The organism is Streptomyces sp. NPDC001493, from assembly GCF_053597235.1.
In genome coordinates, this window is sequence record NZ_JBSFHV010000002.1 from 390999 (window position 1) to 413355 (window position 22357).

Genomic DNA, 22357 nt, shown 5'->3' on the forward strand with positions numbered 1-22357 from the left:
CAATGTCAGAGCTGACCCTGACGGTCATGCGGCTAGGTTTCCTAGCCGTTCTGTGGCTGTTCGTGATCGTGGCCGTACAGGTCATCCGCAGCGATCTGTTCGGAACGCGCGTCACCCAGCGCGGCTCACGCCGCACGGGCACCGAGACGCGTCCGCAGCAGGCCCGCCAACAGGCGGCAGCACCACCGCAGCAGCGCCAGCAGCCGGCGCGTCAGCGCCGCGGCGCACCCACCAAGCTGGTCGTCTCCGAAGGCTCCCTCACGGGCACCACGGTCGCGCTCCAGGGCCAGACCATCACGCTGGGCCGGGCCCACGATTCAACGATCGTGCTGGACGACGACTACGCGTCCAGCCGGCATGCCAGGATCTACCCCGACCGGGACGGCCAGTGGATCGTCGAGGATCTCGGGTCCACCAACGGCACGTATCTCGACCGGACCCGTCTCACCACCCCGACGCCTGTTCCGCTGGGTGCGCCGATCCGTATCGGCAAGACCGTCATCGAGCTGCGGAAGTAGTACGACAATGAGCGAGCGGAGCGAGCGAGCCGCGGCGGTCCTGACGAAGGACGCGGCCCGGTTCCCGACCGGAGGGTGGGCAGTGTGGCTCGACAAGACCGGCTGTACCCCGAACCGACGGGCGAGGTGCGCATGAGTCTGTCCTTGCGTTTCGCCGCCGGATCGCACAAGGGCATGATCCGGGAGGGCAACGAGGACTCCGGCTACGCCGGTCCCCGCCTCCTCGCGATCGCCGACGGCATGGGCGGCCAGGCCGCCGGTGAGGTCGCCAGCTCCGAGGTGATCTCCACGCTCGTCCAGCTCGACGACGACGTCCCCGGTTCGGACATCCTCACGTCGCTCGGCACCGCCGTGCAGCGTGCCAACGACCAGCTCCGCGTCATGGTCGAGGAGGACCCCCAGCTGGAGGGCATGGGCACCACGCTCACCGCCCTGCTCTGGACGGGCCAGCGCCTCGGCCTGGTGCACGTCGGCGACTCCCGCGCGTACCTGCTGCGCGACGGACTCCTGACCCAGATCACCCAGGACCACACCTGGGTGCAGCGCCTGGTGGACGAGGGCCGGATCACCGAGGAGGAGGCCACCACCCACCCGCAGCGCTCCCTGCTGATGCGGGCCCTGGGCAGTGGCGACCACGTCGAACCCGACCTCTCCATCCGCGAGGTCCGGGCCGGCGACCGCTACCTCATCTGCTCCGACGGCCTCTCCGGCGTCGTCTCGCACCAGACGATGGAAGAGACGCTCGCCAGCTACCAGGGCCCCCAGGAGACCATCCAGGAGCTCATCCAGCTCGCCCTGCGCGGCGGCGGACCGGACAACATCACCTGCATCGTCGCCGACGTCCTGGACGTCGACAGCAACGACACCCTGGCCGGCCACCTCAACGACACCCCGGTGATCGTCGGCGCGGTCGCGGAGAACCAGGCGCAGCTCAGCGACGGCGGGGCCATGCAGACCCCGGCCGGCCGCGCGGCCGGCCTCGGCCGCCCGGTGCCGCCGCCGGCCGGCGGTTTCGGCCCTCCCGGCAGCGGCGACGCCGGTTACGGCGACGGCCCGCACGGCTCCTTCGACTCGTACACCGAGGACGACTTCGTCAAGCCCGGCGGGCGCAGGTGGCTCAAGCGGTCGCTGTACTGCGTGCTCGCCCTGGCAATCGTCGGCGGCGGCCTGTACGGCGGCTACCGCTGGACGCAGACGCAGTTCTACGTGGGTGCGCAGAACGACAACGTCGCCCTGTTCCGCGGCATCAGCCAGGACCTCGGCTGGGTCTCGCTCTCGAAGGTCGAGAAGGACCACCCGGAGATCGAACTCAAGTACCTGCCGCCGTACCAGCGCAAGGCCGTCGAGGAGACGATCGCCGAGGGGAACCTCAGCGACGCCCGCAAGAAGGTCGACCAGCTGTCGACCCTGGCCAGCGCCTGCAAGAAGGACGCTCAGCGCCGAGCGGCCGAGAAGCAGGCCGCGGAGAGCACCGCCGCTTCCGCCGACAAGACCTCCGAGGCGGGCTCCGACAAGGAGACCGCCAAGGAGACGAAGCCGACCGCAGCGACCCCCACTCCCGGCCCCAGCCTCTCGGAGGAAGAGCAGAAGCTGGTCCCGCAGTGCGGTAAGCAGTAAGGCCGTAGGGGGCCCACAGCACCATGAGCGTTGTCACCAACACGACCACCATCGGCGCGATCGACGCACCGAGCCGCCGCAACACCGAACTGATCATGATGGTCTTCGCCATCGCGATCTCGGTGTTCGCGTACGCCAACGTCGGTCTCGCCATCGACGGCAAGCTGCCTTCCGGCATGCTCGGCTACGGCGCCGGGCTCGTCCTGCTCGGCGGCGTCGCCCACCTCGTGGTGCGCAAGTTCGCGCCGTACGCCGACCCGCTGCTGCTGCCGCTGGCCACCCTGCTCAACGGCCTGGGTCTGGTGCTGATCTGGCGCCTCGACCAGTCACAGCGGCTGATCCAGCGCGCGGAGCAGGCCTACGGCGGATACAGCCCGGACGCTCCCAAGCAGCTGCTGTACTCGGCGATCGGCGTCGCCTTCTTCGTCGCCGTACTGATGGTCCTCAAGGACCACCGCGTCCTCCAGCGCTACACCTACATCTCCATGGTCGTGGCGATGGTGCTGCTGATCCTGCCGATCTTCTTCCCCGCGGTGAACGGCGCGAAGATCTGGATCAGCCTGGGCCCCTTCTCCATCCAGCCGGGAGAGTTCGCGAAGATCTTCATCGCGATCTTCTTCTCCGGCTATCTCATGGTGAAACGGGACGCGCTGGCCCTGGCGAGCCGCCGCTTCATGGGGATGTACCTGCCCCGCGGCCGTGACCTCGGCCCGATCCTGACGATCTGGGCGCTGTCGATCCTGATCCTGGTCTTCGAGACCGACCTCGGTACGTCCCTGCTCTTCTTCGGCCTCTTCATCGTCATGCTCTACGTGGCGACCGAACGGACCAGCTGGATCGTCTTCGGTCTGCTGATGTCCGCGGCCGGCGCGGTCGGTGTCGCGACCTTCGAACCGCACGTCCAGCAGCGCGTCAACGCCTGGATGGACCCGTTCTCCCAGAAGACGATGGAGCAGAGCGACCAGATCGCCCAGTCCCTGATGTCGTTCGGCTCCGGCGGCACCCTCGGCTCCGGCCTCGGCCAGGGCCACTCGGACCTGATCATGTTCGCCGCCAACGCCGACTTCATCCTCTCCACCGTCGGCGAGGAGCTGGGCCTGGCCGGAATGATGGCGGTCCTGCTGGTCTACGGTCTGATCGTCGAGCGCGGCATCCGCACGGCGCTCGCCGCCCGCGACCCGTTCGGCAAGCTCCTCGCGGTCGGCCTCTCCGGCGCCTTCGCCATCCAGGTCTTCGTCGTCGCCGGCGGTGTGATGGGCCTCATCCCGCTCAGCGGTATGACGATGCCGTTCCTGGCGTACGGCGGGTCGTCCGTGCTCGCCAACTGGGCGCTGATCGCCATCCTCATCCGGATCAGCGACACCGCCCGCCGCCCCGCGCCCGCCCCCGCCCCTTCGCCCGACGCCGAGATGACTCAGGTGGTCCGTCCGTGAACAAGCCCCTGCGCCGGATCGCGATCTTCTGCGGGGTCCTCATCCTGGCCCTGCTGGTCCGTACGAACTACCTCCAGTACGTCCGCGCCGACGAGCTCAACTCGCGCGACGAGAACCGGCGCGTCCGGATCGAGCGGTACGCCCACGAGCGCGGCGACATCATCGTGGACGGCAAGGCCATCACCGGGTCCGTCGAGACGGACGGCAGCGACTTCAAGTACAAGCGGGTCTGGAAGGACGGGCCCATGTGGGCCCCCGTCACCGGATACTCCTCGCAGGCCTTCGACTCCACGCAGCTGGAGAACATCGAGGACGGCATCCTCACCGGCAACGACGACCAGCTCTTCTTCAACCGCACCCTGTCGATGTTCACCGGGGACCAGAAGAAGGGCGGCAACGTCGTCACCACCCTCAACGGCGCCGCGCAGAAGGCCGCCTTCGAGGGGCTCGGCAACCAGAAGGGCGCGGCCGTCGCGCTCGACCCCGAGACCGGCGCCATCCTGGCCCTGGCCAGTACGCCGTCCTACGACCCCTCGGTCTTCGCCGGCAACTCCAACAAGGACTCCGAGGCCCGCGCGAAGCTCCTCGCGGACAAGGACGAGCCCATGCTCAACCGGGCCCTGCGCGAGACCTACCCGCCGGGTTCGACGTTCAAGATCGTCACAGCCGCCGCCGCGCTGGAGAACGGGCTCTACGACAACATCGACGACCCGACCAGGTCCCCCCTCCCCTGGGAACTCCCAGGTACCACGCTCCCGCTCAAGAACGAGGGCAACATCCCTTGCGAGAACGCCTCGCTCCGTGAGGCGTTGCGCTGGTCCTGCAACAGCGTCTTCGGCAAGATCAGCGCCGATCTCGGCAACAAGAAGATGATCGAGGAGGCCGACAAGTTCGGCTTCAACAAGGAGATCTTCACCCCGGTCCGCGCCGACAAGAGCGTCTTCCCCGAGGACATCCCGTCGCAGAGCGCCATGGCGGGCATCGGCCAGGCGTCCAACCGCGCCACCCCGCTCCAGATGGCCATGGTGGCCTCGGCCATCGCCAACGACGGCAAGCTCATGCAGCCGTACATGGTCGCCTCCCGCCAGGCGCCGAACACGGACACCATCGACACGGCCGAGCCGAAGGAGATGAGCCGTCCCGTCTCGGCGGAGAACGCCCAGAAGATCCAGCAGATGATGGAGACCGTCGTCGAGAAGGGCACGGGAACCAATGCACAGATCGACGGCGTCACCGTCGGCGGCAAGACCGGCACCGCCGAGAACGGCCTGAACAACAGCAAGAAGCCGTACGCCTGGTTCATCTCGTACGCGAAGACCGACAAGGGCACCCCGGTCGCCGTCGCGGTCGTGGTCGCGGACAGCTCGGCCAACCGCGAGAACATCTCCGGTGGCGGTCTGGCCGCCCCGATCGCGAAGGCCATCATGAAGGCGGTCATCGACAGCAAGTAGGGGCGGTACGGCCCTGGGCAAGGCCCCGACGCCCGACCGCCATACCGGACATCGGGATACCGGTCGGATATCGGCTGACGGGTGCGGGCCGAACGCGTCGCGCGTGCCCGGTAGCGTATGCGCGAACAGCGCACCGCCGGACCACACACGGGTGCGGTCGGGACTGACGGAGAGGGCTGGAACAGTGATGGAAGAGCCGCGTCGCCTCGGCGGCCGGTACGAGCTGGGCTCGGTGCTCGGCCGTGGTGGCATGGCCGAGGTCTACCTCGCGCACGACACCCGGCTCGGCCGCACCGTAGCCGTGAAGACGCTCCGGGCCGATCTGGCCCGCGATCCGTCCTTCCAGGCCCGGTTCCGCCGAGAGGCCCAGTCCGCGGCCTCGCTCAACCACCCCGCGATCGTCGCTGTCTACGACACCGGCGAGGACTACGTGGACGGGGTCTCGATCCCGTACATCGTGATGGAGTACGTGGACGGCTCCACGCTCCGGGAACTCCTGCACTCCGGCCGCAGACTGCTGCCCGAGCGCACCCTGGAGATGACGGTCGGCATCCTCCAGGCGCTGGAGTACTCGCACCGCGCCCAGATCGTGCACCGCGACATCAAGCCGGCCAACGTCATGCTGACGCGCACCGGCCAGGTCAAGGTCATGGACTTCGGCATCGCCCGTGCGATGGGTGACTCCGGCATGACGATGACGCAGACCGCCGCGGTCATCGGCACCGCCCAGTACCTCTCCCCGGAGCAGGCCAAGGGCGAGCAGGTCGACGCCCGCTCCGACCTGTACTCCACCGGCTGCCTGCTGTACGAACTGCTCGCGGTGCGGCCGCCCTTCATCGGGGACTCGCCCGTCGCGGTGGCCTACCAGCACGTCCGCGAAGAGCCCCAGCCGCCGAGCAACTTCGACCCCGAGATCACGCCCGAGATGGACGCGATCGTGCTGAAGGCGCTCACCAAGGACCCCGACTACCGCTACCAGTCCGCCGACGAGATGCGCGCCGACATCGAGGCCTGCCTCGACGGCCGCCCCGTCGCCGCGGCCGCCGCCATGGGCGCGGCGGGGTACGGGGCCTACGGCGGTTACGACGGCGGCTACGGCGGCGACCACCCCACCACCGCCCTGCGCGCCACGGACAACCCCGGCGGCCCGCAGACGTCGATGATGCCGCCGCTCAACCCCGACGACGGCGGCTACGGCTACGACGACCGCCCCGGCCGGCGGCGCCAGAACCAGAAGAAGAGCAACACCTCGACGATCCTCCTCGTCCTGGGCGGCGTCCTCGTCCTGATCGGCGCCATTCTGATCGGCCGATACGTCTTCACCGACACCAAGGACACCGGCTCGGTCGCGGTACCGAACATGGTCGGATCGACGGTCACGGAGGCCCAACGCCTCGCGGACAACTCCGAACTGGTCCTCAAGGTCGGCGACGAGAAGCCGTGCGAGGACCAGGAGAAGGGCAAGATCTGCGACCAGGACCCCTCCAGCGGTGAGCTGCAGAAGCACGACACCGTCACGGTCCACGTCTCCTCCGGTGCGCCCAAGATCGAAGTCCCGGACGTCACGGAGAAGTCCGAGGACAACGCCCGCAAGGCTCTTGAGGACAAGGGCTTCACCGTCAAGGTGGAGACCGAGGAGTCGGACGCGACGCCGGACACGGTGACCAAGCAGAGCCCCGAGGGCGGCTCCGAGGCCGAGAAGGAGTCCGAGGTGACGATCACCGTCGCCAAGGAGAAGCTCATCTCCATGCCGGACGTCTCGACGTCGGGCCGTACGTTCGAGCAGGCCCAGAGCCAGCTGAACGGTCTCGGGTTCACCAACGTCTCGCAGGCGGAGACCGACTCGACGGCCCCGGCGGGCACCGTGGTCGAGCAGACCCCGGAGGCCGGCACCGAGCAGGCCAAGGACGTCCAGATCGTGCTGAAGGTCTCCAAGGGACCGCCGCAGCCCGAGAAGGTGGCCGTCCCGGAGATCAGGAACCAGACGCTGGCGGCCGCCAAGGCCCTGCTCGCCCAGAACGGACTGACGCTCGGCAGCGTCGACGGATCCTCCGACGACAACGCCGTGGTCTTCATCGTCAATCCGGATGTCGGTCAGCAGGTCGACAAGGGCAGCGCCGTCAACGTGCGGACGATGGGCGGCAACGGCGGCGGGGGCGGCAACGGGGCCGGCGGAAACGGCCTCTTCGGCTGATCCGACCCCGGCGCGCGTCCCCCGCGCACACGACAACGACGAAGGGGCCCGGACCACCTCACGGTGGTCCGGGCCCCTTCATGTGTTCTACGGGTGATACGACGGACCGGCGGTTACCTCACCCGAAGGCGGCTGAGGTCCGCTGAGGTCAGCGCAGCTCGGCCGGGGGCGTACGGTCGCTGTCGACCTTCTCCGTACGCTGCAGCTCGCCCCAGACGATGTAGCGGTACTTCGAGGTGTAGACCGGCGTGCAGGTCGTCAGGGTGATGTAGCGGCCGGGCTTGGTCACACCGGCCTCCTTCGGCACCTGCTGGAGCACGTCCACGTTGAACTTCGAGGTCTCCGGGAGCGTCTTGAACACCTTGTAGACGTACCAGGTGTCCTCCGTCTCGAAGACGATCGCGTCACCGGTGTGCACCTTGTCGATGTTGTGGAACTTCGCGCCGTGGCCGTCGCGGTGCGCGGCGAGCGTGAAGTTCCCCCGGGCCGCGGACGGCAGCGCGGCCGGGATCGGGTCGGTGTAGTAACCGGCGACGCCGTCGTTGAGGACGCTGGTGTCGGTGCCCTTCCTGACCAGCACCTCACCGTTCTTCATGGCGGGCACGTGCAGGAAGCCGATGCCGCCCTCTATGTCCAGCGCGCCCGGTCCGCCGGCCGCCTTCCAGCCGTCGCGGACGGCGTGGCCCTGCTTCGCGGCCTCGTGGTCGGCGACCACGTTCGTCCACCACAGGGAGTACACGACGAAGAGACCGAGCACCAGCCCCGCGGTGATGAGGAGTTCACCGACGACGCTGACGGCCGCAGCGACCACATGGCGCCGGACCGGCGCCGCCGCGAGGGGCGGAGCGGGTTCGTCGGCCCGCGCCTCGTGCTCGGTCCTCGTTACCACCGCAACCATCCCTTGTCGTGGGGTTGTCCGCCGCCGGGAGGTTCCGCCCGCGAGCGCGCTGTCGTCAGTCCAGGAGAGCGTCGGGCTTGCCCTTGCTCCGAGGCCGCTCGTCGACCATCTTGCCCCACACGATCAGGCGGTAGGTACTGGTGAATTCCGGCGTACAGGTCGTCAGAGTGATGTAGCGGCCGGGTGCCGTGAATCCGGACCCGGCGGGCACCGGACTGATCACCGACACGTTGGACGGCGAGGTCTGCGCGAGCGTCTTCGTCATCTCGTACGTGTAGTACGCGTCCTGGGTCTCGACCACGACCTTGTCGCCCGGACTCAGCTTGTTGATGTACCGGAACGGCTCACCATGGGTGTTGCGGTGGCCGGCCAACGCGAAGTTGCCCTGGGGAGCTGAGGGCATCGCGGTCTTCAGCGCACCCTCGCCGTAGTGGCCGACCATGCCCCGGTCGAGCACCTTCTCCTTGCTGGTGCCCTCGGCGATGGGCGCGACGATGTCGAGTTTCGGGATGTGGATGATCGCGAAGCCCTGACCGGGCTCGAAGACCCCGGGGTCCCGGGCGCCGGCCGCCCACTGGTCCTGGATCTTGTGGGTCTCCTGGCCTGCGATCCGGTCGGCCCGGACGTTGGTCCACCAGAGCTGGTACGCGACGAACAGCAGCATCAACAAGCCGAGCGATATGAAGAGTTCACCGACGACCCGGCTGGCCACGACCGCCGGGCTGTCCTTGGCCGCGCGGGCCGCCCGGCGCGCCTCCACCCGCGACATCGGCCGGGCGGACTCCGTACCCCCCGGTCCGGCCCCGGGGCCGCTTCCCCCGGACGCCGCCGGCGGGGGCGGACGGCGGCGGCCGCCCGCCTTGGCCGCCCGGCGCCGCTCCGCCCGGCCGCCCGGCGCCGGGCCGTCCTCGGGGGCCCCGGTGGTTCCGGGCCCGTCCGGGCCTGCGGGGCGCACCGTCCGCAGGGCGACGGTCTCGTCGTGCGGCGGGAGCAGGCCGGGGTCGGACACGTCCAGCGCGGGAAGGACGGCGGTCGCCGACTCGTCCGCGAACGCGCCGGAGAACGCCTGCGCGCCGCCACCCGGTGCGGCCCCGCCGTTCGGCCCGGCACCACCACGCGGCCCGGCCCCGGCGCGCGTACCGAAACCGGAGACGGTGTGCCCGGCCGGTCCGAACGGTACGGCTCCAGGCGGTACGGCTCCGGACGGTCCCATGGGCCGGGTCGCGCCGGTCGGGCCGGTGGTCCCGGGAGCCGCGGCCGGTCCGGTGGCCCCGGTCGGCCCGGGCGCGGGCGTCTGCCGGCCCTGTCCGCCGTACCAGTCGCGGCGGTAGCCCTCGGGGTCGTACCACTCGCTGGGCTCGCCGGACGGCCGGAGGCCCTCCTGCGGCCCGTACAGGGGCTGTTGGGGGTTCTGGTGCCGCTGGGGGCCCACGGACTGCTGTGGTGGCCGTGGTCGCCCCGTACGGGCTCTCAGGGAGCTCTCCACGACCACGCCCTCCACGACGCGTCCGCCCGCGGGCGGACGTTCGGCGGGCGGACTGCCCGGTGCGCTCTCCACCGGGCCGTCCCCGGCATGGCGCGCCGGAGGCGGGGCGTAGCCCCCCGGCAGCGGGTCGTTCAGCGGATCCGCCAGCCGGGCCACCGCGTCCTCGAACGAACCGCCCGTCCCGCGCCTCGGCGGGTACTCCTCACCGGCGTCGTGCTCGGGACGGAGTGCGGTCACGCGACGGCCTTGCCCACCACCGGCGTGAGCCCCGCCGATCTGCCGACCGCACCCGCGTCCCCGCACCGGACGAGCCAGTTGGCCAGCATCAGGTGGCCGTGTTCGGTGAGCACCGACTCGGGGTGGAACTGCACGCCCTCGACCGGCAGATCGCGGTGGCGCAGCCCCATGACGATGCCGTCGGCGGTCCGCGCGGTGACCTCCAGCTCGGCCGGGAACGCGGAGGGTTCGGCGGCCAGCGAGTGGTAGCGGGTGGCGGTGAAGGGGGACGGCAGTCCCGCGAAGACGCCCTGCCCGTCGTGGCTCACCGGCGAGGTCTTGCCGTGCAGCAGCTCGGGGGCCCGGTCCACCACCCCGCCGTACGCCACGGCCATCGCCTGCATGCCGAGGCAGACGCCGAAGACCGGCACGCCCGTGGCCGCGCAGTGACGCACCATGTCGATGCAGACGCCCGCCTGTTCGGGGGCACCGGGGCCGGGCGAGAGCAGGACCCCGTCGAAACCGTCCTGGGCGTGGGCGGTGGTGACCTCGTCGTTGCGGACCACCTCGCACTCCGCGCCGAGCTGGTAGAGGTACTGCACGAGGTTGAAAACGAAGCTGTCGTAGTTGTCCACGACCAGAATGCGTGCGCTCACTGCCCTGCCTCCGCTCCGGCGCTCTGGCCGTCCACCGTCACGTCGCCGAACGGGAGCAGCGGCTCCGCCCAGGGGAAGACGTACTGGAACAGTGCGTAGACGACCGCCAGGACGAGCGCGAGCGAGATGATTCCCCGCACCCACGCGTTGCCCGGCAGATGCCGCCAGATCCAGCCGTACATGCTGCCCCTCCATTCGGTTCGGGACCAGACTAAAGGTCGGTGGCCCGGGTGTGGGGCAGCTGTGGAAAGCCACAGCCGGCGGGAGGAAGCCCGCCGTCCGGTACGGCTCCCGCCGCCGCTACTCGGCTACTCGACGGGTTGGGCGTAGTGGAGGTCGATCGTTCCGGCGTACGCGGGCAGGCGCGTCCTGTCGTCCTCGTCGAGCTTCCAGCCGAGTCCGTAGGCCTTCACGTACAGCTGGTAGTTCTGCAGGGCCGTGGAGGCGTCCAGCGCCTTCCGGAGCTCGTCGGGGTCGCCCACGGCGGTCACCTTGTACGGCGGCGAGTAGACGCGGCCCTGGAGGATCAGGGTGTTGCCCACGCAGCGGACGGCGCTGGTGGAGATGAGCCGCTGGTCCATGACCTGGATGCCCTGGGCGCCGCCGTCCCACAGCGCGTTGACGACGGCCTGCAGGTCCTGCTGGTGGATCACCAGGTCGTTGGGCTGCGGCTCCGGGTATCCGGGGTTCGCGGTGGCGTCCGGCGGGGCGTCGTCGAGCGTCACGCTGACGGACTTCCCGGTGATCGCGGTGGTCCCGGCCGACTTCTCCAGCGCCTTGCGCCGGGCGTCCTCCGCCTCGGTGCTGCCGTCGTCGCGCTGGACGAGCGCGTCGATCTGCGCGCGCACGGCCGCGTTCGAGTCGGTCAGCAACCCGTTCTTGTCGCTCCGCTCACCGATGAGGTCGGAGAGCTTGAGCAGGGAGGAGTCGCTGCGGATGTTGGTGCCCTTGGCCGTGTTGGCACTGGCCACGAAGATCAGTCCGGCGAGCGCGAAGACGGCAGCGGTGAGCAGCCGGACCGGCCGCTTCGAGGTGCGCCGGGCCGCCTCTTCGGAGGAGTCCGCGAGATTGCTCAACGTACCCTTATCTCATCAGGCGCCATGGAAGCACTACGCTAACGGACGCCCGGGGGAGGCAGCTTCCCCCCAGCGCCCTCGGGCGCCAGCCAAAGATCACTGCGCGGTCACGCAGCGCATCGACAGGAGCGTTCCTCGTGCCGAAGTCACGTATCCGCAAGAAGGCCGGTTTCACGCCCCTCGCGGCGAACCAGGCGACCACCATCAAGCTGGGAAACCGCGGCTGGATCGCTCCGGTGATGCTGGGGCTCTTCCTCATCGGTCTGGCCTGGATCGTCCTGTTCTACGTGACCGACGGCTCGCTCCCCATCGAGGCGCTCCACAACTGGAACATCGTGGTCGGCTTCGGGCTCATCGGCGGCGGCTTCGCCGTCTCCACCCAGTGGAAGTAGCCCGCTGACCCCGCTGTCCCCCCGCTCCTGCCGTCTCGTTTCCGCGGCATGCGCGACAACTGCCTGACCCCGAAGGACCGCTTCACCCGAGATACCGGCGGAACCCGTGCGCGCACGGAGTCCGGCCGGCCTTACGGGTGCCCGTTCCCGCCCGGACCACGCGGTTCCGGGCCGGGTGCGCGGACCGTCCGCGGGGCCCGTCCGCGGGGCCCGTCCACGCGGCCGTACGTAGCCGTGTGCGGGGCCTTGTCAGTGGCCGTGTGCGGAGCCTTGTCAGTGGCCGTGTGCGGAGCCCTTTTCACGTCCTGCCCTGAAGTTACCCACAGAGTTATCCACAGGCGGGGGAAAAGGTCAGACGATCTGTGGATAACTTACGTCGAAGTTGACGCCGGTGTGACTACAGCCTCCCTCATCCGGGGAGGCTGTAGCGACCACCTGAGCCAAGAAGACCCTGTTCAGCGACAAGGCGAACACACGTACCCCACTCTCTGTCGCCCCGCAGTGTCATTCTGTGGATAACTCCGTCCCAGGAGTGGACAGAATCCGTCAGGTCAGTGCGGCGGTACGAGCAAAAACGATCACAACGGTCACCAGGAGCACCAGTGCACAGGCTCCGAACTGCACCGCGTTCCGCCGTGCGCGCGGCGCGTGCACCAGGGCGACGGCGATGAGCGTGCCGGCGACCAGACCGCCGAGGTGGGCCTGCCACGCGATGCCCGACCGCAGGCTGAAAAGCACGTTCAGCGCCAGAATGACGAGAACCGGCCGCAGGTCGTAGTTCATCCGCCGCATGAGCACGACGGTGGCGCCCATCAGACCGAAGACGGCCCCGGAAGCCCCCAGGGAACCCTGGTTCTGCGCGCTGATCCAGTAGGTGAGCGCACTGCCCGCCAGCCCCGACAGCAGATACAGCGCAAGGAACCGGACCCGGCCCAGCGCGGCCTCCAGGGGCCCGCCCAGCCACCACAGCCCCAGCATGTTGAAGGCGATGTGCAGCAGTTCCTCGTGCAGGAACATCGAGGTGAGCAGCCGGTACCACTGCCCCTCGGCAACCCCGGTCCAGCCGCCGGGAAACGGCTGGGGATCCCAGGCACGGCCGACCAGCATGAGGTCCTCGACCAGCCACGACCGGCCGGTCAGCCACACGGCGGCGAAGACCGCCACATTGATCGCGAGCAGGATCTTCGTGACCAGCCGGGGGTCTGCCGCCACCGCGCCGCCGGTGAGCGTACGAGGCCGCGAGGCCGCCGGGTGATGGCCCGTACCGCCACCGCTCCGTACGCACTCCGGACAGTGGAAGCCCACGGAGGCGCTGATCATGCACTCACTGCAGATCGGCCGGTCGCAGCGGGTGCAGCTGATCCCGGTCCCCCGGTCCGGATGGCGATAGCAGAAGCGCGTAGCCCCGCCCTCTCCGGACGGGTCGCGGTCTGCCGGAGGCTGCTGCTGGTCCATCGTCCCGACCTCTCGGTCCTGTCGCTGCCAGTCCTGCCACTGCCAGTCCTGGTCCGTTATGTAACCGTACGGACCGTCGGTCCGAATGGTTCCCCGCGATCTCCGCGTTCATCGCGTTCATCGCGTTCATCGCGTTCTCCGCGCGGAACATCACGCACGGACGACAGCGCGGCAGCGTCGGATCTCGAAAGGACCACGGAAAGCGACGGGCCGACGGGTCAGCGGTGCTCGACCACGACGGACTCCAGCACGACGTCCTGGTACGGGCGGTTCGTCCGCGGGTTCGCCGGGAGCGACGCGATCGTGTCCACGATCTTGCGGCCGGCCACACCGGGAACCTCGCCGAAAATCGTGTGCTTGCCCGTCAGCCAGGCAGTCGGTGAGACGGTCACGAAGAACTGCGACCCATTCGTCCCCGGCCCCGCATTCGCCATGGCGAGCAGATACGGCCGGGTGAACGCGAGATCGGGGTGGAACTCGTCCGCGAACTCGTACCCCGGACCTCCGGTCCCGTTCCCCAGCGGATCGCCACCCTGAATCATGAAGTTCTCCAGGACCCGGTGGAAGACGGTGCCGTCGTAGAGCCGGCCCGCGGATCGGACGCCGGTCGCCGGGTGGATCCACTCACGGGCGCCGGTGGCGAGGTCGACGAAGTTCCGGACGGTCCTGGGGGCGTGGTTCGGCAGAAGCCGGATCTCGATGTCGCCCTGGCTGGTCCTCAGGGTGGCGTACAGCTGCTCGGCCACGGTCTGCCTTCCATCAATCCTCGGTCTGCGCGGAAAAGCCCCCCGATCCTCGCACGACGGACTCTCCGCGCGCGGAGACTGCGGAGGTGCGCCTCCCCGTGCCCCGTCCGGGCGGCTTCACCGGGACACACCCGGCCGGGCAGAGGCCCGTACGGCGCGCCTCCACCCGAACCGTGGCATCGTCGTCCACGCACTCCACGATTCGGTTTGACCGTATATGTCCCATGACCCGGATGCCCGCCCCGCATGCCCCGCAGAAGCCCCACAGGCATGATTTCGGCATGGGCGGACAGGCGGAGTACCTACCCGCCACCAAGGAGGAGGATCACGTGACCCGCATCGACAGCGTGCGCGCCGCAACCGACTCGGCGAAGGAAAGCGCGCAGCACGCCGCGGAAGTGGTGGCGCCTTACGCCGACACAGCCAGGATCCAGGCCGCGCACTACGCCAACGAGGCCCGGGTGCGCCTCGCGCCCAAGGTGTCGGCGGCAGCACAGCAGGCCCGCGTGCAGTACGTCGCACGCGTGGCACCCCGTCTCGACCAGGCCCTCGCCCACGTACCCCCGAAGGTCGACGACACCGCCCGGGTCGCCGCCGCACACACCCGCAAGGCGGCCAGGAACGCGGCCGGCTACACCGTGCCGCGCTTCGAGTACGCGGTGGCCGCTGCCGCTCCGGTCGCCGGAGAGGCCCAGGTACGCAGCGCGGCGGCCCTCGCCGCCCTGCGCGGTCAGGTCACCGCCCAGGACATCCACCGGCTTGCCAGGAAGAACGCGCGCCGGGCGAAGACCGGCCGGTTCGTCAAGGGGGTCCTCATCTTCTCGCTGGTCGCCGGTGGCGCCTGTGCCGCCTGGCGCTGGTGGGACCGGCAGGCCAACCCGGACTGGCTGGTGGAGCCGTCCGAGCCCACGGCGGTCGGCTCACCCGGAGCACCGCTGACCTCGGTCGACGGCACCGACCTGGACCCCGAGGTCAGGGCCAAGCAGTCGGATGCAGAGACCGGCGGCCCGAACGGGAAGAACCCCGGCGACCGTCCCTGAGGACCGGCCCTGCCGTCCTGTTTCACGTGAAACAGGACTTCCGACGGAGCAGCGTTTCACGTGAAACAGTCGCGTCCGCCCACCGCGCGCACCCGGCTTCCACCCCGTCCCCACCACCGAGGGGCGTCGGACGACCGCAGCGTCGTCCGACGCCCCTCGGCCGTTCCCGGAGGTCGTCTCCGGAAGCGGCCTCCGGAAGCCGCCTGAGCGAACCGGACCCCGCGCCCGGCACCCCGGAAACCGGATCCCGCGTCCGGCGCGCCGAGAACCGGCCCCTTGCTCCGGCACGCCGAGAACCCCCTCCGAAAACCGTCCCCGGGACGTGCGGATGCGTGGCACCGGAGACCGTGATTCGCTGGCCAGGTGCCCTCCCGCCCCTCCGCACGCTCCTCACCACCGGGGTCCGACCAAGTACCCGCTCCCCATGGAAGCGGGCTCCTCCGGCGGCAGCCTTGGCTGGACCGGGCACTGCTGGTGGTCCTCGGACGGCCCCGGCGCCGGCTCGGCTGGCTGTTGCCGCTCGTCCTGCTCGTGGTCGTCTGCTTCGCCGACTGGAACACCTCGGGCGACTTCCGGGTGCTGTCCTGGCTCGTGGTGGTCCCGGTCGTGGCCGCCGCCCTCTGCCCGGTCGGCACCACCGCCCTTTTCGCGGTCACCGCCGTGGCCGCGTACGGCGTGATCGACCAGGCGTGGGAGCACGAGTTCCGCGCGGGGCTGCCCGACTTCATCCTCGTCTCCATGGGCGGCCTGCTCGCCGTCGCGGCCGCCTGGCTCCGCCGCCGGGGCGAGCGACGCTCGCTCTCCGTCCGGAACGTCGCGGACACCACCCGGGCCACCGTGATCCGGCCGCTCCCGCCCAGCTGGGGCGGGCTGCTGCACGCGCACATCTATCTGCCCGCCGACGCGGAAGCCCGGCTCGGCGGCGACTTCTACGACATCCAGCCCAGTCCCTGGGGTACCCGCGCGCTGCTCGGTGACGTCCAGGGCAAGGGTCTCGGAGCCGTGGCCGTGGCCGCGAATCTGCTGGGCACCTTCCGGGAGGCCGGTTTCCACCAGCCCGACCTCCGGGTGGTGGGCGAGCGCATGGAAGTCCGGATGGAACGCAACCGGCTGTACGAACAGGCCATGGGCTACAAGGACGGCGACCGGTTCGCCACCGCCGTCCTGCTGGACTTCCCGCCGCCCGGTTCCCCCGGCGGGTACGTCGACGTCATCAACTTCGGGCACGATCCGCCCTTCGCGGTCAGCGCGCGCGGGGTACGCCGGCTGGACGCCGGCAGTGGCAGGCTCCCGCTCGGCCTCAACGAGCTGGCCCCGGCGTCGGAGCGGTCGGCGGCGCCGCACCGGATACGCCTCGCCGGGGACGAGACCTTGCTGCTCACCACGGACGGGGTGACCGAGGCCCGCGACCGGGCGGGCGACTTCTTCCCGCTGGCCGAGGCGCTGGAAGCCGCCGTGGCTCAGGACCCGCAGCTCGCCGACTCGCCGTACCGCCTGGTCAGGGCCGTACGGGACCGGATGCTGGGGCACGTCTACGGACGGCTCCAGGACGACACCACGATCTTCGCCGTACGCGTCGCGCCGCCGTCCGCGGGACCGGTCCAGCCGGCTCTGTCCGTCACCCGGTGGACGGAGATCTCCTCGACCGCCACCGCCCTGCCCGGCCGCCAGGACTCCGCCGAACCGCCCCGCTGACGACGGCCCCGGCACGGAATCCGACCCGGCCGTGGGAGACCCGTGGGCGACCCGTGGGCCGCTCAGTGCGGGACGAGCGTCGTGGCGAGCCGGAGGGCGCCCAGCAGCTCGGCGCGGGTGCCGAGCCCGGCGGGCAGGATGTGCAGCCCGGTCGCGATGGCCGGCTGGGCGTGCTGGCGGATCGCCGTGGTGATGCCTTCGACGAGCGCCCCGGTGGAGGCGCCCAGCTCCCCGCCCACGATCAGCGCCGACGGGTTGAGCAGGTTGCAGAAGGCGGCGAGGACGCCGCCGAGTGTCCGGCCCGCCCCGTCCAGGATGCGGTCGGTCACGGGGTCGTCGACCTGCGGAAGGAAGCGCGGCCCGGACACCACTCCGGGGTGGGTGTGGGCGATCTGCGCCGCGAGCGCCGACACCGACACCACGGTCTCCAGGCAGCCCCGGTTGCCGCAGCGGCACATCTCCGTGTGCCCCGGCAGCTGGGTGTGCCCGATCTCGCCCGCGTACCCCTGCGCCCCCCGGTACGGCACCCCGCCGACGACGATCCCCGCCCCGATGCCGTGCGACACCTTGACGTAGAGGAAGTCGCTGTAGCAGCGGCCGACTCCGAGGTGCAGCTCTCCGTACGCGCCGAGAAGGGCGTCGTTCTCGGCGTGCACGGGCACTCCGAGGCGTTGTTCGAGCTCCTTGCGGGGAGCGAGCCCCACCCAGCTCGACAGGATGGTGGGGGAGCGGACCAGCCCCGATCCGGTATCGAGCGGGCCGGGTACACCCGCGACGACGGCACCGAGCCGGTCGGTCCCGAACGAGCCGCGCAGTCCGTCGAGCATCCCCGCCGCACGATCGATCGCCTCGACGGCCCGCAGGTCGACGTCGAGCTCCACCCGGTCCTCGGCGACGGGGCGGCCGAGGGAGTCGCCCAGGGCGACATTGATGTGGTTGTGGCCGAAGTCGATGGCCGCCACGGGGGCTTCCCCGTGGCGGGGTACGACGCGGAGCACCGCCGCGGGCCGGCCGCTGCCGGAGCCCGGTCCGCCGCCCTCGGCCTGTGTCTCGGTGACGCGTTCGTCGGCGAGCAGCCGGGCCACCGCGTGGTTGACGGTGCTCCGGGACAGTCCGCTGAGTTCGACGATCCGGGCGCGGGTCAGGTGGCCCGCCGACTGGATGTGCAGGAAGACGTCCTCGCGGGTCCGGTCCCGGGGCGAGGAACCTGCTGGCGTCTGGGGCATGCGCAGATCCTAAGGTCAGGCCTCCCGTCCGAGGAGGGTGTGCGACGGCTTCCGTTCACCCTCAAGTACCGCTGTCCGTAACCGATTAGCCCTCCACGGGACTCGCCCGGGAGCGCTGTGCCGACAACCTGTGAACCGGGTTCGCGGTGCATGAAGTTTCGAGCGGAGCGGTTCGGCGCCCTCGCCAACAGGTGCCTCCGGAACCGGTTCCGGGCCCGTATCGCTCTCAACAACCCTTCTGACGTGCCCTTATAGCAGGCCGTTCGCCCTCTGTCACGGTGTCTGACAGCCGGAGAGCCCTCTCCATCATTCGACCAATTAAGAGTCGAAAAACTCGCGAAACTCACGATGTTTTTGCCATTGACCACAGAAAAAGCCGCTCTTAGGGTCAGCTCAGCTCACGCCGAGCGGACGATCCTTCCGCAGACCTCCGGGCTGGAGGTTTGCCCGTCCGGCATGAACCTCCTATCTGGACAATGCGGTTGAGAGAGGACTTACTGACATGCACACCACACGTCTGCCCAGAGGTGTCCGCCGGGGCCGGGCCGTCGCGATCGCCGCCGCCACCGCGGTCGTCGCCGGGATCGTCTTCACCGGAGTCCCCGCGGCCACCGCGGCCACTTCCGACCCCAACCCCGCCGCGCTGGAGCTGAAGAACGCGGCGCTGTCGCGGGAAGCCGCCACTCAGGGCATGGTCCTCCTCGAGAACCACGACCACGCGCTCCCGATAGCCAAGAAGGGCAACATCGCCCTCTTCGGCGTCGGCGCCTACAAGACCGTCAAGGGCGGCACGGGCTCGGGCAACGTCAACAACCGGTACACGATCTCCGCCCGCCAGGGTCTGACCGACGCCGGCTACAAGGTCACCACGAGCGACGCCTACTGGTCCGCGATGACCCAGGCGTACGACACCAAGTACCCGGCCAGCGCGACGGGCAGCACCTTCGGCTCGACCGTCGACTACGCCTCCGTCGAGCAGCCGCTGACCGCCGCCAACGTGGCGCCCTCGGCCGCCACCGACACCGCGGTCTTCGTCGTGGCGCGGAACTCCGGCGAAGGCTCGGACCGCTCCTCGGGCAAGGGCGACTACCAGCTCACCGACATCGAGCGCGCCAACCTGAAGCTGCTCGGCCAGACGTACAAGCGCGTCGTCGTGGTGCTGAACACCGGCGGCATCGTCGACACCTCGTTCTTCCAGCAGATCAACAGTGAGGTCAAGAACGCTCCCGGCGGCCAGGCGCTCGACGCGCTGCTGCTGATGAGCCAGGCCGGCCAGGAGAGCGGTGCCGCCCTCACCGAGGTGCTGAACGGCACCGTCACCCCGTCGGGCAAGCTCACCGACACGTGGGCCTCGCAGTACTCGTACTACCCGGCGTCCGCCACGTTCGGGAAGAACGACAACGACCCGCTGACGGAGCAGTACTCCGAGGGCATCTACGTCGGTTACCGCTACTTCGACTCGCTCTACAAGAAGCTCAACCCCGCCGACCCGTCGAGCGTCGTCAACTACGAGTTCGGCTACGGCCAGTCGTACACCGACTTCGACATCAAGGCGCAGCAGGTCAAGGCCGACGCCAAGACCGTGAAGGTCACCGCGAAGGTCACCAACACCGGCCGCACGTACTCCGGCAAGGAGGTCGTCCAGGTCTACGTGTCGGCCCCGCAGACCGGGCTCGACAAGGCGTACCAGCAGCTCACCGGCTACGCGAAGACCGACAACCTCGCCCCGGGCCAGTCCCAGACGGTGACGGTCAGCTTCGACACCACCTCGCTCGCCGCCTACGACGAGTCCCGCGCGGCCTACGTCCTGGACGCCGGCGACTACGTGGTGCGCGTCGGCAACTCCTCCCGGAACACGCACGTCGCGGCCCGCCTCAACCTCGCGAAGTCCGTGGTCACCGAGCAGGACCACACCGAGCTGAACGACCAGAAGCCCGCCACCGAGCTCACCAGCTCCACCTCCGACTTCTACACCTACCCGGGTGAGAAGTCGGAGATCGCGCGGTCCGGCCGGATCAAGCTGAACCCGTCCTCGTTCCGTACGGAGAAGAAGGCGTCGCCGTACCAGCAGAACGTCTCGGTCGACTCCTCCTCCCCTTACTACGCCCTCGACGGCGACAAGATCTCTTCCACCACGGTCTACCTCGACCCGAAGCAGAAGAACTGGGAGGGCACCGGCTCGGCGTACGCCCCGAAGACCGGTGAGCAGGTCAAACACGTGTCCACGAACACGGCGACCACCCTGTACGACGTCGCCAAGGGCAAGGCGACCATGGAGCAGTTCGTCGCCGGCCTGAGCGTCTCCCAGCTCGCCGACATCGTCGAGGGCTCCAGCGCAGCGGGCACCACGCTCACCGCCAAGGGCGCCGCCGGTTACACCACGCCGAACTACGAGAAGCTCGGCATCCCCGGCATGGCGCTCTCGGACGGCCCCGCCGGCCTCCGCCTCACGCAGCAGATCGGCACCGGCGACGCCGCCACCTACCAGTTCGGCACCGCCTGGCCCGTCGGCACCCTGCTCGCCCAGAGCTGGGACCGCGGCCTGGTCGCCGAGGTCGGTACGGCCGTCGGTGAGGAGATGCAGGAGTACGGCGTCCAGCTCTGGCTCGCGCCGGGCATGAACATCCACCGTGACCCGCTCAACGGCCGCAACTTCGAGTACTACTCGGAGGACCCGCTGGTCTCCGGCCTGACCGCCGCCGCCACCACCGAGGGCGTCCAGTCCATCCCCGGTGTCGGCGTGACGATCAAGCACTTCGCCGAGAACTCGCAGGAGACCAACCGCACCACCAGCAACTCGGTGATCGGTGAGCGCACGCTGCGCGAGATCGAGCTCAAGGGCTTCGAGATCGCCGTCAAGGCCGCCCAGCCGATGTCGGTGATGAGCTCCTACAACAAGATCAACGGCACCTGGACGGCGAGCAACTACGACCTGCTCACCGACCTGCTGCGCGGCGAGTGGGGCTACAAGGGCACGGTCATGTCGGACTGGGGCGGCAGCCACGGCTCGCTGACCTCGATGTACGCCGGCAACGACCTCATCGAGCCCGGTGGCAACCCGGCCGAGGTCATCAACGCCATCAAGCAGGTGGCGCCGACCACCGACGTCACGGGCCTGCCCGTGTACAACCGGACCGTCACCACCACCCGCACCTCCTACACCTGGCAGTTCGGCGGCTTCACGCCGTCGGCCACCGGTGGTACGACCCTGAACACCACCGTCGACGCCAAGACCGACCTGTCGAAGACCCCGCTGTCCGGCGAGACCGTCCGGGACGCGTATAACAACCAGGTGTTCACCCCGAACGCGAAGTACGCCTCGGTCGACGCCGCGTACAAGGCGGTCGTCGCACTGCTCGACCCGAGCGCCGCCGGTCTGACCGCCGCCCAGAAGGCCGGCATCAGCCTGACGAACGTCCAGCACGCCACGGCCGGTGACGACAGCAGCCCGGTGGTCGCCTACACCGTCGCGATCAAGGGCGACTACCCCGCCCAGGGCTACCCGCTGCGCCTCGGCGACCTCCAGCGCAGCGCGATCCGCGTCCTCACCACCGCCTCGCAGAGCTCGGCGTTCGAGGAGCTCGCCGGCCTGAACGGCGTGAAGGGCATCAAGGTCGGCCCGTACACCTCGCAGTTCAAGAACCTGGAGCCCGCGGTCACCGCGACCCTGAGCAAGGTCTCCAAGGCCCCCTCCGCCAACAGCCACGGCTCGAACGGCAAGGGACACGACAAGGACCACGGCAAGGGACACGGCAAGGGCCACTGATCCCACCGGGACGCTGATCCCGCGGGGACGCTGATCCCACGGGCGGCGGCAGCCCCGACCGGTGCCGCCGCCCGCCCACCCCGGCACTTCCCCCGAGCGCCCCCGACCTGCTCCATCAGGTCGGGGGCGCTCCGGCGCTCGGTGAAGCACCAACGCGCCGACCGCACCCACCACACCCCGGCCGACGGCAAATCCCACAAAGCCACGCAACGTGGCGTTCGTCACTCTTGCATCATCAGGGTTCGCCACGGTGGCGATTTTCGGCCAAGCAAAGCACCCATGCACTGCCTCACCACGGCGAAGCCCCCGAAAAATCCCGCCCGAGCCATTGATTTGAATGCTAATCCCCGAGAGGAACACTCGAATTCAAGAACGCCCCTCAGGAGCGATGCATTCCGCTTCCGGCCCCGATTTGCTGCATTACTTGAACGCGTGAGCGAACCGGTACGCTTCATCCAACTCTCTTCCGACATGCGGTCGGTGGGCGTCGTA

The 22357-nt window shown here is 69.6% G+C and carries 17 protein-coding genes; 9 read left to right on the forward strand and 8 right to left on the reverse strand.

The annotated features are described in order from the left end of the window. The first annotated feature begins 2 nt into the window (after window positions 1-2). The 5 genes from ACWCWD_RS04265 (at window position 3) to pknB (ending at window position 7213) form a co-directional block, all read left to right on the forward strand. Window positions 3-518, forward strand: coding sequence for an FHA domain-containing protein FhaB/FipA (locus tag ACWCWD_RS04265; RefSeq protein WP_266706652.1), 516 nt, complete (start codon window positions 3-5; stop codon window positions 516-518). 132 nt (window positions 519-650) lie between these two features. Continuing rightward, window positions 651-2135 carry a Stp1/IreP family PP2C-type Ser/Thr phosphatase gene (locus ACWCWD_RS04270; RefSeq protein WP_450770114.1) on the forward strand — a complete coding sequence of 495 codons (1485 nt, stop codon included), beginning with the start codon at window positions 651-653 and terminating at the stop codon, window positions 2133-2135. A 23-nt stretch (window positions 2136-2158) separates the two neighbouring features. After that, window positions 2159-3568 carry an FtsW/RodA/SpoVE family cell cycle protein gene (locus ACWCWD_RS04275; protein WP_450770116.1) on the forward strand — a complete coding sequence of 470 codons (1410 nt, stop codon included), beginning with the start codon at window positions 2159-2161 and terminating at the stop codon, window positions 3566-3568. Continuing rightward, window positions 3565-5019 (forward strand): peptidoglycan D,D-transpeptidase FtsI family protein, encoded by a 1455-nt coding sequence (locus ACWCWD_RS04280; RefSeq protein WP_450770117.1) that lies wholly within the window; start codon window positions 3565-3567, stop codon window positions 5017-5019. Before ACWCWD_RS04275 ends, ACWCWD_RS04280 begins: the two co-directional genes overlap by 4 nt. 187 nt (window positions 5020-5206) lie before the next feature. Beyond that, window positions 5207-7213 (forward strand): Stk1 family PASTA domain-containing Ser/Thr kinase, encoded by a 2007-nt coding sequence (gene pknB / locus ACWCWD_RS04285; protein ID WP_450770118.1) that lies wholly within the window; start codon window positions 5207-5209, stop codon window positions 7211-7213. A gap of 148 nt (window positions 7214-7361) precedes the next feature. Here pknB and ACWCWD_RS04290 read toward each other — a convergent pair whose 3' ends face one another. The 5 genes from ACWCWD_RS04290 to ACWCWD_RS04310 form a co-directional block, all read right to left on the reverse strand. Continuing rightward, window positions 7362-8102 (reverse strand): class E sortase, encoded by a 741-nt coding sequence (locus ACWCWD_RS04290; RefSeq protein WP_450770119.1) that lies wholly within the window; start codon window positions 8100-8102, stop codon window positions 7362-7364. Window positions 8103-8166: 64 nt separating this feature from the next. Continuing rightward, window positions 8167-9834 carry a class E sortase gene (locus ACWCWD_RS04295; RefSeq protein ID WP_450770120.1) on the reverse strand — a complete coding sequence of 556 codons (1668 nt, stop codon included), beginning with the start codon at window positions 9832-9834 and terminating at the stop codon, window positions 8167-8169. Beyond that, window positions 9831-10469, reverse strand: coding sequence for an aminodeoxychorismate/anthranilate synthase component II (locus ACWCWD_RS04300; RefSeq protein ID WP_450770122.1), 639 nt, complete (start codon window positions 10467-10469; stop codon window positions 9831-9833). The genes ACWCWD_RS04295 and ACWCWD_RS04300 overlap by 4 nt, the downstream gene beginning before the upstream one ends. Beyond that, a complete protein-coding gene (locus ACWCWD_RS04305) occupies window positions 10466-10651 on the reverse strand; it encodes a hypothetical protein (RefSeq protein ID WP_327176835.1) in 186 nt (61 codons plus the stop codon). The genes ACWCWD_RS04300 and ACWCWD_RS04305 overlap by 4 nt, the downstream gene beginning before the upstream one ends. Window positions 10652-10777: 126 nt before the next feature. After that, window positions 10778-11545: a DUF881 domain-containing protein gene (locus tag ACWCWD_RS04310; RefSeq protein WP_450770123.1), complete on the reverse strand. Its 768-nt coding sequence runs from the start codon at window positions 11543-11545 to the stop codon at window positions 10778-10780. A gap of 137 nt (window positions 11546-11682) precedes the next feature. Here ACWCWD_RS04310 and crgA point away from each other — a divergent pair, with 137 nt between their 5' ends. Further along, window positions 11683-11937 carry a cell division protein CrgA gene (gene crgA / locus ACWCWD_RS04315; protein ID WP_327176833.1) on the forward strand — a complete coding sequence of 85 codons (255 nt, stop codon included), beginning with the start codon at window positions 11683-11685 and terminating at the stop codon, window positions 11935-11937. A 546-nt stretch (window positions 11938-12483) separates the two neighbouring features. On the opposite strand, the gene ACWCWD_RS04320 is transcribed toward crgA, so the two are convergent. Continuing rightward, the gene (locus tag ACWCWD_RS04320) at window positions 12484-13392 is read right to left on the reverse strand and encodes a rhomboid family intramembrane serine protease (protein WP_450770126.1); all 909 of its coding nucleotides are present in this window, start codon (window positions 13390-13392) and stop codon (window positions 12484-12486) included. A 218-nt stretch (window positions 13393-13610) separates the two neighbouring features. After that, window positions 13611-14138, reverse strand: a complete 528-nt coding sequence (locus ACWCWD_RS04325; protein ID WP_450770127.1) for a peptidylprolyl isomerase — start codon at window positions 14136-14138, stop codon at window positions 13611-13613. A gap of 329 nt (window positions 14139-14467) precedes the next feature. Here ACWCWD_RS04325 and ACWCWD_RS04330 point away from each other — a divergent pair, with 329 nt between their 5' ends. Together ACWCWD_RS04330 and ACWCWD_RS04335 are read left to right on the forward strand one after the other, a co-directional pair. Then, entirely contained in the window at window positions 14468-15178 is a 711-nt protein-coding gene (locus ACWCWD_RS04330; protein WP_450770375.1) for a DUF5324 family protein, read from the forward strand. A 363-nt stretch (window positions 15179-15541) separates the two neighbouring features. Further along, window positions 15542-16873, forward strand: a complete 1332-nt coding sequence (locus tag ACWCWD_RS04335; RefSeq protein ID WP_450770129.1) for a PP2C family protein-serine/threonine phosphatase — start codon at window positions 15542-15544, stop codon at window positions 16871-16873. A gap of 62 nt (window positions 16874-16935) precedes the next feature. Here ACWCWD_RS04335 and ACWCWD_RS04340 read toward each other — a convergent pair whose 3' ends face one another. Continuing rightward, a complete protein-coding gene (locus tag ACWCWD_RS04340) occupies window positions 16936-18099 on the reverse strand; it encodes an ROK family protein (protein WP_450770130.1) in 1164 nt (387 codons plus the stop codon). Between the two features lie 502 nt (window positions 18100-18601). Here ACWCWD_RS04340 and ACWCWD_RS04345 point away from each other — a divergent pair. After that, window positions 18602-21865, forward strand: coding sequence for a glycoside hydrolase family 3 protein (locus tag ACWCWD_RS04345; protein ID WP_450770132.1), 3264 nt, complete (start codon window positions 18602-18604; stop codon window positions 21863-21865). Window positions 21866-22357: the final 492 nt, after the last annotated feature.